This window comes from Paenibacillus sp. 1-18 (assembly GCF_000520755.1).
Classification (GTDB): Bacteria; Bacillota; Bacilli; order Paenibacillales; family Paenibacillaceae; genus Paenibacillus; species Paenibacillus brasilensis.
The window spans coordinates 37,849-51,439 of record NZ_ASSB01000057.1; the positions used below are offsets into that span (position 1 = coordinate 37,849).

The window sequence follows — 13,591 nt, forward strand, 5'->3', positions numbered from 1 at the left end:
TAAAAAACGATTAAAAATTACAAATTGTAAAAAATAATAGCGCTTCACAATCAGGAAGAAAGAAAGAAACGCTTGTAAATCAAGCGCTTGAGCAATAAAAGGATATTTATAAAAGTTACAATAGTGTCATAACTAATCTTTACTTTGAATAACAAGCAGTAGTCCGCTTTCGATGGAAATCGTCCCTTTTAAAGCGGTTAGCTTGTTGCTGACAGCACGTGATTGTCCCATCTTGAGGGTGGCATTTTGTAATGGGTACATAAATCCATCCAGGTTTATCCCTGTTACCTCAGCAGTCATAGGAAGCAGCGATGTATATGTATATCCCATGGGCTTGACCTCCAGCGTGGACCCTGTGAGCTCGATATAGTTATGTGCGTCCATAATTGCGCAACTAATATGATGCTGCATCGCGCGTACCAATATTTGAACATTAGCCAGTGTGTGGTCCATTCTGGTGCCGGTCACACCAAGCATGAGTACATGATCTGCCTGTTCGTCTATAGCAATCTCCAAGGCAAGCTCCGTATCTGTCAGGTCCTTCAGTACAGGATCACACGCAAGCATGCGTTTGCTAGACGATTCAACCCGCGCTTTTTCCTGCGGTGTTATTGAATCAAAATCACCTACAGAGATATGCGGTGTGATGCCATGCTCAATCAGAAAAAGAGCACCTTTATCCGCACCTATAATAAAATCGTCAGGTTGTATGTGTTGTAGATCTTCTTCGCTGAGACGACCGCCGGAAAATACAATGGCGCGCTTCTTCGTCATATCCAACATCCTTTCTTTTTGTCATACGGACTATATGGTACCATCAGCTTTTAAGTATAACGCGTTAAATATGGCTTGCACAATTTTGGAGAGCGCGGCTACAATGAAACAGAAAAAGGGAGTGTAACATGCATAGGAAGGAGAACAACATGATTAACGTTTTATTTGTGTGTCTGGGCAATATATGCCGCTCCCCTATGGGAGAAGCGGTATTAAGACATAAGGTGCAGGAACGGGGACTAAGCGCGCAAATTCAGGTAGACTCGGCTGGAACAGGCGACTGGCATATCGGGAATCCTCCACATGAGGGAACACTAAAGCAGCTCAAGCTGCACGGGATTAGCGAGAAGGGCTTAAAGGCGCGGCAAATAGGCGGCCGTGATTTTGAGGCGTTTGATTATATTGTGTGCATGGATGATTCGAATGAACGAAACATGCGTAAGCTGGCAGGTGGAGCGGACGCTGATATTCTAAAATTCATGGACCTACTTCCCAAAGAACAGCTGAGAGAAGTGCCAGACCCTTATTTCACTGGGAATTTCGAAGAAACCTATCGATTAATGGATGCGGGGTGCGAGGCCTTGCTGGACAAAATCATAGAAGAAAAGCTATAATGTGAACGACAGAAGACGGCAATTATTGCCGTTTTTCATTATATAATTTTGAAAGCGTAATCATTTTGTAGAAAGAGAAAAGAGCATAATGACCTGATCTGGTCGATCCATGCCCAATTCCCACTTCCTAATAGTTGTTTAGTTTTGAACAAGGACACTCATGCGCGATCCAAAAAATACATGAGCGCGTCAGGCAGCTCGTTTTGCCAAAAGCCCCACAAATGCTTGCCATCCTTTTCACGGTAGGAAACCTCGGCGTTCCGTTGGCGCAGTAAATCTGCGCATTGGCGGTTAAGCTCTACAAAGTTATAAATGCCTGTATCGCTCTCAAATGCATCCTCCTGAAGGCCGACAATCATCCATATCCGCAGATGGGACAGATCCTTCTCACGGGCGATGATTTCCTGCGAAGCCTCATAGTAAGCGCCGGACAGGCTAATGATGCGGTTGAACAGCTGCGGATACAACAAGGCCAAATGCAGAGACACACTGCCTCCCAGTGAATCCCCTGCCAAAATGCGGGATGATGCATCACTTCTTATAGGATACTTTTGTTCTACATAGGGAATAATCTCTTCTGCAAAACAGGCGGTGTACGCCTCGAAACGATGGCCAAAGGGAGCATATTCCTGTGTTCTGATTTTGGTGTTCACTTCGACGCCGACAATAATGAAGGGCTCGACGCCTTCATCGAGGATGAGACGGTTTGCATGAGTTGCAATGCGGCCAAAGTTGAAGAATTCTTCTCCATCCTGACAGTATACGACCGGATAGCTCAATAATTCATTATAGCCTGGCGGCAAGTAAATACGGAGCGTTCTGGTTTCGCCAAGAAAGCGGCTTTCTACTTCGTCTTTAAGGATGGTTCGTTTTAAATACCGGGAATCCGTCATTTTTCGTCACCTTTCTCGGTGTATTATTTTGCATTCGGGATCACAATAAGTTAAGATTACCCTGATTGCAATAGATGTTTAAAATTTCAATCATGTACTAAGCTGTTATAGTAAAAACAACCACCTGTTACATGCACAAAAATGTGGCAAACTCAAAAAAAATAACTAAATCTTTGACGCAAGCAATATAACAGGTGTATAATAATCCTATAACAGCGGAACTTGATATTCAAATTTTTTTGTTGAGGTGAAGAAAATGAGCAAGGTTCCTTATGAAGTGTACACAGAGGAAGTTGAGGCTCTGTCCGTACTTTCTCCGGATGGTGAAATTATCAATAAAGATAAATTGCCTAAACTTACAGATGATCAATTGAAAGAAATTATGTATCGCATGGTATTTACACGTACTTGGGATGACCGTGCCGTTAACTTGGGCCGTCAAGGACGTCTCGGCTTCTACGCTCCGGTATCCGGACAAGAAGCAACAATGGTTGGTAGTGAATTTGCACTCCAAAAAGAAGACTTTATTGCTCCAGGCTACCGCGATATTCCGCAACTCGTTTGGCATGGCCTGCCTTTATACCAAGCTTTCTTGTATTCCCGTGGTCATCAACACGGCGGTCAAGTACCGGACGGTGTTAACGTATTGATGCCGCAAATCATTATTGGCGCGCAAATTCTGCACGCTATGGGTATTGCGATGGGCTACAAGCTGAAAAAACAAAAACAAGTCGTCATTACATATACAGGTGACGGCGGTTCTTCTGAAGGCGACTTCTACGAAGGTCTGAACTATGCTGGTGTATACAAGCTGCCAGTTATTTTCTTCGTGCAAAACAATGGCTACGCCATCACGACTCCATTTGCGAAGCAAACCGCTGCTCTTTCGATCGCTCACAAAGCGGTTGCTGCTGGTATTAAAGGCGTGAAAATTGACGGTATGGACGTGCTTGCAGTTATCAAGGCTGTTCAAGAAGCCGCAGAGCGTGGACGCAACGGCGAAGGTGCTACACTGATTGAAGCGGTAACATATCGTTTCCGCCCGCATTCCCTTTCTGATGATGCAACGAAATATCGTACCAAAGAAGAAGAAGGCGAATGGAACGCAAAAGATCCAATTGCCCGGTTTGCGAAATACCTTGAGAAAAAAGGTCTGTGGACTGAAGAAGATACAGCTCGTGTAAAAGAAGAAGCAAAAGCGAAAGTGAACGAAGAGATCAAAAAAGCCGAGAAAACAGAAAGAATGACCATCCCAGGCCTGATCGACAGCATGTTCGAAAAAACGCCTAAGCATCTGGAAGAACAAAAGGCTGATTTTAAATAATTGAGCTAGAAAAAGACCGGGCCGCATCCCGATCCGGTCTGCTTTTCAATTGGACCTGAACTGAAACTGATCTGTCAATGTTTAAGGAGGAAATGAAGCAAATGGCACAAATGAACATGAAAGAAGCGATTCGTGACGCACTGCGCGTAGAGTTGAAACGCGACCCTAACGTCCTGCTTTTCGGTGAAGACGTAGGTCATGTAGGTGGTGTATTCCGCGCAACAGAAGGTTTGCAAAAAGAGTTTGGCGAAGAACGTGTATTCGATACTCCGCTGGCGGAATCCGCAATCGGGGGTCTTGCTGTGGGTCTGGGTATCCAAGGCTTCCGCCCTGTAGCTGAAATCCAGTTCGTAGGCTTTATCTTTGAAGCACTCGACCAAATGGCGATTCAAGCATCTCGTATGCGTTACCGTTCCGGTGGACGCTACAATTCTCCAATCGTATTCCGTACACCTTTCGGTGGCGGTGTTAAGGCAGCCGAGCTGCATACAGATTCCCTGGAAGGGCTCTTGGCTCAAACACCTGGTATCAAGGTTGTTGTTCCTTCCAACCCTTATGATGCAAAAGGCCTCATGATTGCGTCTATTCGCGATAACGATCCAGTATTTTTCATGGAGCATTTGAACCTGTACCATGCATTCCGCGCTGAGGTTCCTGAGAATGATTACACCGTTGAACTGGGCAAAGCTAACGTGGTTCGTGAAGGCTCCGATGTGACGATCATTACTTACGGTATGATGGTACACACTTCGATCAAAGCTGCTGATGAGCTGGAAAAAACAAAAGGCATCAAAGTGGAAATCATTGATTTGCGTACGATTAGCCCGATTGACATTGATACGATCGTTGCGTCCATTCAAAAAACAAATCGTGCTATCGTTGTCCAGGAAGCGCAAAAGAGCTCCGGCGTAGCTGCTGAAGTGATTGCACAAATTAACGAAAAAGCAATTCTGCACCTGGAAGCACCAGTTCTGCGTGTAGCAGGTCCAGATACCGTTTATCCTTTTGCTCAAATTGAAGATACTTGGTTGCCAACGCCAACACGTATCATTGATGCGGTTAATAAAGTATTGGAATTTTAATTAAAGCACACCGTAAATTTGGGAGGTTTTAAACGTGGCAAAATTTGAATATAAATTCCCGGAGCTGGGTGAAGGTCTTCACGAAGGCGAAATCATCAAGATGCACATCAAGCCCGGCGACAAAGTAACAGATGAAGATATCATCATGGAAGTACAAAATGACAAGGCTGTAGTTGAAGTTCCATGTCCAGTCAACGGCACAGTTCAAGAAGTATTTGCTAAAGACGGAGATATCTTCAATGTAGGTCAAGTCGTAGCTGTAATTGATGCAGAAGGTGAACTTCCTGAACAAGAAGATGCACCAGAAGCACCAGCTGCAGCAACTGCCAGTCCTGAGCCAAGTGCTGCTGCACAAGGCGGAGCTGCAGGTACAGCTAGATTTGAATATAAATTCCCTGAACTGGGCGAAGGTCTTCACGAAGGCGAAATCATCAAGATGCACATCAAGCCCGGCGACAAAGTAACAGATGAAGATATCATCATGGAAGTACAAAATGACAAGGCTGTAGTTGAAGTTCCATGTCCAGTCAACGGCACAGTTCAAGAAGTATTTGCTAAAGACGGAGACATCTTTAACGTAGGTCAAGTCGTAGCTGTAATTGCTGCAGAGGGTGAGCTTCCTGAACAAGAAGAAGCACCAGCTGCTGCTAAACAAGAACAGGATGCTGCACAAGGCGGAGCTAACACAAAACCAGCTGCAACTCCTGCTGCAACAAACAAAGACGTGCTGGCTACTCCTAGCGTACGCAAATTTGCACGTGAGCAAGGTGTAAACATCGCTCAAGTGAGCGGCTCCGGCAAAAACGGTAAAATCACTAGAGAAGATGTAGAAGCTTTCAAAAATGGTGGGGGCCAAGCGGCTGCACCAGTAGCGAAAGAAGCTGCAAAAGCACAAGAGCCAGCTAAAAAAGAGGCGAAAGCTGCAGCGCCATCCGCACCAGCAGCAGATCCACGTGCTGAGGAAGAGCGCGTACCGTTTAAAGGTATCCGTAAAGCTATTTCCAATGCCATGGTTAAATCGGCCTACACGGCTCCACACGTTACAATTATGGACGAAGTGGATGTAACTGAGCTGGTTGCTTTCCGTACTCGTATGAAACCAATTGCTGAGAAGAAAGGCACAAAAGTAACATACTTGCCATTCATCGTAAAAGCTTTGGTTGCCGCTTCCCGTCAATTCCCGGCTCTGAATGCCTCGATCGACGAAGAAGCAAACGAAATCGTCTACAAAAAATACTACAACATCGGTATTGCTACAGATACAGACAACGGCTTAATCGTTCCTGTTATCAAAGATGCTGATCGTAAGAGTATCTGGATGATCGCTGATTCCATTCGTGATCTGGCTGTACGCGGTCGTGATGGAAAATTGGCTGCGAACGAAATGAGAGGAAGCACCATTTCCATCACGAACATCGGTTCTGCAGGCGGTATGTTCTTTACTCCAATCATCAACTTCCCTGAAGTTGCGATTTTGGGAACTGGTCGTATCAGTGAAAAAGCAGTTGTGAAAAACGGTGAAATTGTTGCTGCTCCAGTAATGGCTCTTTCTCTGAGCTTTGACCACCGTATTATTGACGGTGCAACTGCTCAAAACTTCATGAACTATATCAAACAGCTGCTCGCTAACCCTGAGCTGCTTGTTATGGAGGTGTAATCAATGGTAGTAGGAGACGCTTCTCTGGATATTGACACATTGGTTATCGGTGCGGGTCCTGGCGGCTATGTAGCTGCCATCCGTGCCGCACAATTGGGACAAAGCGTATTGATTGTTGACAAATCTGAGCTGGGCGGTGTCTGTCTGAACCGTGGATGTATTCCATCCAAAGCTTTGATCTCTGCAGCTCACCAATACGAAGCTGCTAAACACGGCGAGTCCTTCGGTATTACGGCTGAGAATGTAAAAGTAGATTTCGCTAAAACACAAGAATTTAAAAACGGTGTTGTTAAAAAAATGACAGGCGGCGTAAGCGGCTTGCTCAAAGGCAACAAAGTTGAAGTTTTCAATGGTGAGTGCATGTTCATCAACGAAAACGAAGCTCGTGTATTCAATGAACATGAATCACCACGTTACCGTTTTAAAAACGCCATTATCGCAACAGGTTCCCGTCCAATCGAACTGAAACCATTCCCGTTTGGCGGACGCATTCTGTCTTCTACCGAAGCATTGAACTTGCCTGAAATTCCAAAAAGCCTGATCGTTATCGGTGGTGGATACATTGGTGCAGAGCTTGGCCAAATGTACTCCAAATTCGGTTCCAAAGTAACCATCATTGAAGGTATGGATACTGTTCTTCCTGGCTTTGACAAGGATATGACTTCGATCGTTGCGAAAAGCATGAAGAAAACAGGGATTGAAATCTTCACTGGCGCTAAAGCGGAAAGTGCGGAACAAACAGATAAAGACGTAACGGTGAAATTCTCCGTTAACGGCGAAAGCAAAGAAGTAACTGCGGATTACCTGCTTGTAACCGTTGGACGTCGTCCAAACACAGACGGTGAGCTGGGTCTGGATCTGATCGGCGTAGAACTGGATGAGCGCGGAATGGTGAAAGTTGACCACCAAGGACGCACTAGCATTCCTCATATCTTTGCAATCGGCGATATCGTTGCTGGTCTTGCGCTGGCTCACAAAGCTTCTTACGAAGGCAAAGTTGCAGCTGAAGCAATTGCAGGAGAACCATCTGTTGTAGACTACAAATGTATGCCGGCTGTTGTGTTCACAGATCCAGAGTGCTCCAGCGTAGGTTACACAGAGGCTCAAGCCAAAGAAAAAGGCTACAATGTCAAAGTTGGCAAGTTCTCTTATGGAGCAAACGGTCGTGCCGTTTCCCTGAACGCTGCTGAAGGCTTTGTGAAAATCGTAGCTGACGCAGATACGGGTCTGGTACTAGGTACGCAAATCGTAGGTTTGGAAGCTTCCAACCTGATTGCTGAGCTGGGTCTGGCGATTGAAATGGGTGCTACACTCGAAGACATCTCCCTGACTATTCATGCTCACCCTACATTGGGCGAAATCGTTATGGAAGCAGCGGAAGTCGTGCTGGGTCATCCGATCCACGCATTGGCACCACGTCGCTAATCCCATTTCATTATCTCGTTTTTGGTTTTCATACATCTTCAAGAGAGGCAAGGAGCGCAATATCTGCGTTCTTTGTCTCTTTTTTAATGATTTAGGATTTTCAGGACTACCATGAAAATTCAAACAGTACATGGTCAACGAAGTGTCGTACATGATAAACTAAATATAGCTATGGTATAGAGCGAATTTTTCAAGATTAGATTCTAGCGCTGCTAGGTCTTTAAAACATGTTTAAAGGGGAGAAAAGAAGTGCGCAGCTATTTGGAATTGCTGGAGGATATTTTAGAGAATGGTGTAAAAAAAGAGGATCGCACAGGGACGGGAACACTATCTGTTTTCGGAAGACAGCTTCGGTTTGACCTGGCCAAGGGCTTTCCCTTGGTAACCACCAAAAGAGTACATTTAAAATCGGTTATCCATGAGCTGCTGTGGTTTTTGCGGGGGGATACGAATATTTCTTATCTTAAGGAAAACGGAGTTACCATTTGGGATGAATGGGCGGATGAGCATGGCAATCTGGGCCCCGTATATGGTTCGCAATGGCGCTCGTGGGAAACGCCAGACGGGCAGTATATTGACCAGATTTCCAATGTCATTGAGTCGATTAAAAGCAATCCGGATTCACGCCGACACATTGTCAGTGCCTGGAATGTGGCCCAAATCGAATCGATGAAGCTGCCGCCTTGTCATTTCGTATTTCAGTTCTACGTGGCTGGAGGAAAGCTTTCCTGCATGCTGACCATGCGTTCAGTAGATACCTTTCTTGGACTGCCATTCAACATTGCGAGTTATGCATTATTAACGCATATGGTTGCACAGCAATGCGGTTTGGAGCCGGGGGAATTCATTTGGTCAGGCGGGGATGTGCATATTTATTCAAATCATATGCAGCAAGTGCATACACAGCTGGAGCGTGAGCCTTATCCGTTGCCTCAGCTGAAAATTCTGCGCAAGCCGGATTCTATTTTTGATTACACTTACGAGGATTTTGTTTTTGAAAATTATAAGTATCACCCAGGGATCAAGGCGCCTGTCGCTATCTGATTAGAGGAGGGAAAGCATGGGGATTTCGATGATATGGGCAATGGCACAAAATGGTGTGATTGGCCGGGACAATAAGCTTCCTTGGCGTATCCCAAGAGATATGGCCTTTTTCAAAGAGCAGACGACGGGCAAAACTGTACTTATGGGACGTAAGACGTGGGAATCCTTTGGAGGAAAAAGCCTGCCAAACCGACGTAACGTGGTTTTAACCCGGGATCAGAACTACCAGGCAGAAGGTGCGGAAGTGATCCATTTACTCGAAGAGGGACTCCGATTGGCAGCGGAAGAAGAACTGATGGTCATCGGAGGAGCAGAGATTTATTCACTATTTTGGCCCCATGCTGATCGGCTGATCGTGACCCGAATTGAGGAGGATTTTGAAGGGGACACCACCTTTCCTGAGCTGGATTGGAATGGCTGGCAGGTAGTCAGTGAGACTCCTGGAGTCAAGGATGAAAGAAACCCGTATGACTATCGTTTTATCGTTTATGAAAGAACGAAGTAAGAATGGAAATCATTTGACCTCAGCGATTTGAAAATTTAATGAACCATATAAAAAATCCTTTTGGCTGTTGATGCAGAAAGTTGCATAAGTTTTCATCACTTTTGTGCTGTATTGTGATACAATAAATCAAATTCAACGAGAATAGACCCTTTCATGATACAAACAGACAAATTCGAATTTGCATAAATTCTGAATGGATGAACGGGGTTCATAAGCGAAGAGATGGGGGAACGTAACATGTCTACACCAACTGGATTTATGGAATACACACGACAGCTTCCTACAGACCGGGACCCGGCAGAGCGTATTAAGGATTGGGAAGAATTCCATAAGCATATGTCTGAAGAAGAGCTGCGTACCCAAGGGGCACGTTGTATGGACTGCGGAACTCCTTATTGTCATACGGGGATGGATATCATGGGAGCAACTTTAGGCTGCCCGGTCCATAATCTTATTCCGGAATGGAACAATCTCGTATATCGTGGTTTATGGAAGGAAGCGCTAGAACGGCTGCACAAAACGAATAACTTCCCGGAATTTACAGGCCGTGTCTGTCCAGCGCCATGTGAAGGCTCCTGTACAGTCGGTCTGATCGGGGAGTCTGTTACCATTAAGACGATTGAGGAAGCCATTATCGAAAAAGGTTTTGAGGAAGGCTGGGTTGTCCCTAATCCACCAGAAAAGCGTACAGGCAAACGAGTGGCTATTGTCGGCTCGGGTCCGGCAGGACTAGCTGCTGCTGCTCAGCTTAACAAAGCAGGACACAGCGTAACTGTATATGAGCGTGCAGATCGTGTGGGTGGATTGCTGATGTACGGAATCCCATCCATGAAGCTGGATAAGAAGATTGTACAGCGTCGTGTGGATTTGCTGGAGGCGGAAGGTATCCAATTCATCACAAATACGGAAATCGGCAAAGATATCCCCACTGAGCAGTTAATTGCTGAGTATGATGCAGTTGTACTGTGTGGTGGATCTACGAAGCCAAGAGAATTCAATATTGAAGGCAGCGATTTGAATGGTGTTCATTATGCAATGGATTATTTGAATGGCACCATCAAGAGCTATCTGGATTCCAATCTCGAAGATGGCAACTATTTGTCCTCTAAAGATAAGGATGTCATTGTAATCGGCGGCGGTGATACGGGTTCGGACTGTGTAGCTACATCTCTGCGTCATGGTTGTCGGAGTGTCACTCAATTTGGTACCCATGCTAAAGCTCCTTTGGAACGTGATCCGATTGGCAACCCTTGGCCGCAATTTCCGAATGTGTATTCTCTCGATTATGCACAGGAGGAAGCGAAGGCGTTGTTTGGGGAAGATCCGCGTGAGTTCTCCATCATGACGACTAAATTTGTAGGTGACGAAAACGGGAATTTGAAAGAGTTGCATACCATCCAAATTCAACGTATTGTCGATGAAACAGGACGTAAAATCTATCAACCGATTCCGGGTACAGAGCGCATATTCCCGGCACAGATTGCGCTGATTGCAATTGGATTTGATGGACCTGAGCAAACGATCGTCGAGGAAATCGGTTTGGAAACGGACCGTCGCTCCAACGTTAAAGCACGTTATGGGAAATATGTTACGAATGTGGATAAGGTTTTTGCTGCGGGTGATATGCGTCGTGGACAAAGTCTTGTCGTGTGGGCTATCAATGAAGGTCGGGAAGCTGCGCGTGAGGTTGATAAATACCTCATGGGTGCTACCGTTTTGGTGTAAATCTAAGCTCTATTATATAGCTCATGACAAAGCTCCATCTTCGGATGGGGCTTTGTTGTATTTGCAAGGTAAAGAGCCATTATTGTGTTGTTACTATAATGTAATTAAAATTAACATTTAATTAAATGAGCTGAATATATATTTATTATCTATAGAGATCATAACATAAAATCAGGAGAAAAGTGTAGCTTTTTTTTGAATTATGAAATTATTTTGCGGATAAAAATAATAATTCGATTTAAATGTTATATAATTTAACATAAACATGACTCAAAGTAATTGTTGTGCAAGTTTGTTGGTTTTTTACATAGCTTCACAAAATCATAGCCTGAGAGAACAATGATATCTATGGTATAATACACATATATTGTTGAAGCGTTTAGACTAAATGAATTTACAAAGGAGCTTTCTCCCGACGAAAGCTCCTTTTGCATGAGGCCATGCTACCTGTGTTTCCTGTACATCCCTGTATATGTATGACTTGAGGAAGGAAAACAGAAGGCCGTCAGGAAGGAATGGAATATGAATGAAGACGTTGATTATTGCTGAGAAACCAGATATGGGGCGGACAATTGCCGCTGTTATTGAGCCACGTGCTAAAAATAACCGCACCTATTTGGAAGGGGAAAAATACATTGTAACCTGGGCAATCGGTCATTTACTGGGTCTGGCTGAGCCGGATGCATACGATGACAAGTACAAAAGATGGAATATTCGGGACCTACCCATTATCCCTGAGCAGTTCAAAATAGTACCGAATCCCAAAACAAAGGATCAGCTAAAAATGATTGGTGAGCTGGCCAAACGCTGCAATGCCATTGTCAATGCTTGTGATGCCGGTCGGGAAGGGCAGTATATTTTTGCGTTGATTCAACAGCAGCTGAAGCTGCGTCAGCCCGTCAAGCGACTATGGATCTCAGATTTGACGGCAGAAAGTATTGCGACAGGCTTCGAACGGCTGCGAGATGCTTCAGAGTTTGAATTTTTGACTCAGGCTGCGCGGGCACGAAGTGAAGCAGACTGGCTGATCGGTATGAACGCCTCCAGAGCCTTCACAACACGCCATAACACGCTGCTATCGGTAGGGCGGGTCCAGACTCCTGTGCTGGCATTAATCCATGATCGGGAAAAGGAAATTGAGGCATTTCAGTCTCAAACCTTTTATGATGTATGGGCTGAGTTCAAGCAAGACCAGATCAAGTACAAAGGTGCGTGGCAGGGGGATCGACTAACTAAACCCGAAGAAGCCGAGGAGATAGCTACAGCGGTTCGCGGCAAAACTGGCAGCATTACAAAGTATGATACGAAGCAAACGAAGGAGTATCCTTTTAAGCTGTATGATTTGACGCTGCTTCAACGCGAGGCGAATGCCAAGTATGGTTATTCGGCCAAAAAAACATTGGATGTGGCACAAGCTCTTTATGAGCGGCATAAGGTCATTTCTTATCCGCGTACCAACTCTAATTATGTGACAGAACAAAATATAGACGGGATGCACAAGGCGCTGCGTATGTTAGGCACAGGGCCTTATGCTGAGCTGGCACAACAAGCAAACCCTAATTTGGTCCATAAACAGAATAAATCGGTCTGTAATCCGTCTCGTGTTGAGGATCACCATGCTATTTTGCCAACCTTGAAAAGGCCAGGAACGCTTAGCAAGGAGGAACAAAATATATATGACCTGATTATTCGCAGGTTTTTGTCACATTTTTTTCCTCCTGCTGAATATAAAATGCATACCGTGATAACGCAGGTGGACAAGCATCTGTTTAAAACAAGTATCAAAGAGCTTCTTTCTTTGGGATGGAAAGTCGTTTTGAGCAAGGCTGACCAGGAAAAAGGAAAAAAGAGCAAATCATCCAAGAAAGAGGAAGAAGAAGAGACGGACGAATGGACGGACAAGAAATTTGAGATTGATGCAGGTCGTCAAGTGGACTGTATTCGTGCGGAGATGAAGGAAAAGGCGACTCAGCCTCCTAAAAGCTATACAGAGGGTACATTGCTGAAAGCGATGGAAAGCGCGGGCAAGCAGATGGAGAATGAGGAATTACGCGAGGTTATGAAGGATGCCGGATTAGGAACGCCTGCAACACGTGCCGCCACCATTGAACGATTAAAGAAGGTCGGCTACATTGAAATGAAAGGCAAAAAGATTCTCATTACGGATAAGGGGAAAATGGCCATTGACCTGATCCGTAACGCAGGGGTCGATCTGTTGGCTTCGCCGGAGATGACAGGACAATGGGAACGCCGCTTGCATCAAATTTCCAAGGGTGAGGCAGCTCAGGAGAAGTTTATGGATAACGTTAAGAGATTTACGTTGTCCATCATTGACAAGGTGAGGCAGCAGCCACCAGCTCCGGCAAATGCTTTTGGCGAGGAAGCGAGGGGCAAACGTGCGGCTGGAAAAGGGAGCCCCCGCAGTGCAGGTGCGAGTGGACGCACAGCCGCCAAAGGAACGCGCGTGTCATCAGGTCGCGGTAGCAGCGTTGGAAGCGCAACGTTGGAGCGTGCCTCGGATGCGGCAGCCTCAACCGCTGGAGCTACG

At 45.4% G+C, this 13,591-nt stretch carries 11 protein-coding genes; 9 read left to right on the plus strand and 2 right to left on the minus strand.

The features are described from left to right. Positions 1-132: 132 nt before the first annotated feature. Positions 133-774, minus strand: a complete 642-nt coding sequence (locus L693_RS0103700; protein WP_025716108.1) for a thiamine diphosphokinase — start codon at positions 772-774, stop codon at positions 133-135. Positions 775-923: 149 nt separating this feature from the next. On the opposite strand from L693_RS0103700, the gene L693_RS0103705 reads away from it, so the two are divergent. Then, positions 924-1,388 (plus strand): low molecular weight protein-tyrosine-phosphatase, encoded by a 465-nt coding sequence (locus tag L693_RS0103705; RefSeq protein ID WP_025716109.1) that lies wholly within the window; start codon positions 924-926, stop codon positions 1,386-1,388. Between the two features lie 158 nt (positions 1,389-1,546). Here the strand turns inward: L693_RS0103705 and L693_RS0103710 are convergent, their stop codons facing one another. Then, positions 1,547-2,281 carry an alpha/beta hydrolase gene (locus tag L693_RS0103710; protein ID WP_025716110.1) on the minus strand — a complete coding sequence of 245 codons (735 nt, stop codon included), beginning with the start codon at positions 2,279-2,281 and terminating at the stop codon, positions 1,547-1,549. Positions 2,282-2,537: 256 nt separating this feature from the next. On the opposite strand from L693_RS0103710, the gene pdhA reads away from it, so the two are divergent. From pdhA to L693_RS0103750, 8 genes are all read left to right on the plus strand, one after another. After that, positions 2,538-3,605, plus strand: coding sequence for a pyruvate dehydrogenase (acetyl-transferring) E1 component subunit alpha (pdhA, locus tag L693_RS0103715; protein ID WP_025716111.1), 1,068 nt, complete (start codon positions 2,538-2,540; stop codon positions 3,603-3,605). A gap of 101 nt (positions 3,606-3,706) precedes the next feature. Beyond that, positions 3,707-4,687 carry an alpha-ketoacid dehydrogenase subunit beta gene (locus tag L693_RS0103720; protein ID WP_025716112.1) on the plus strand — a complete coding sequence of 327 codons (981 nt, stop codon included), beginning with the start codon at positions 3,707-3,709 and terminating at the stop codon, positions 4,685-4,687. Positions 4,688-4,721: 34 nt separating this feature from the next. Then, positions 4,722-6,344 carry a 2-oxo acid dehydrogenase subunit E2 gene (locus tag L693_RS0103725; RefSeq protein WP_025716113.1) on the plus strand — a complete coding sequence of 541 codons (1,623 nt, stop codon included), beginning with the start codon at positions 4,722-4,724 and terminating at the stop codon, positions 6,342-6,344. A 3-nt stretch (positions 6,345-6,347) separates the two neighbouring features. Next, complete coding sequence (lpdA, locus tag L693_RS0103730) at positions 6,348-7,769, plus strand: dihydrolipoyl dehydrogenase (protein ID WP_025716114.1); 1,422 nt, start codon at positions 6,348-6,350, stop codon at positions 7,767-7,769. Between the two features lie 249 nt (positions 7,770-8,018). After that, positions 8,019-8,813 (plus strand): thymidylate synthase, encoded by a 795-nt coding sequence (locus L693_RS0103735; protein ID WP_025716115.1) that lies wholly within the window; start codon positions 8,019-8,021, stop codon positions 8,811-8,813. A gap of 16 nt (positions 8,814-8,829) precedes the next feature. Beyond that, positions 8,830-9,318 (plus strand): dihydrofolate reductase, encoded by a 489-nt coding sequence (locus L693_RS0103740; RefSeq protein WP_025716116.1) that lies wholly within the window; start codon positions 8,830-8,832, stop codon positions 9,316-9,318. 237 nt (positions 9,319-9,555) lie between these two features. Further along, entirely contained in the window at positions 9,556-11,043 is a 1,488-nt protein-coding gene (locus tag L693_RS0103745; protein ID WP_025716117.1) for a glutamate synthase subunit beta, read from the plus strand. A gap of 526 nt (positions 11,044-11,569) precedes the next feature. Next, positions 11,570-13,591, plus strand: a 2,022-nt coding sequence (locus L693_RS0103750) for a DNA topoisomerase 3 (protein ID WP_025716118.1), incomplete at its 3' end; no start/stop codon positions are given.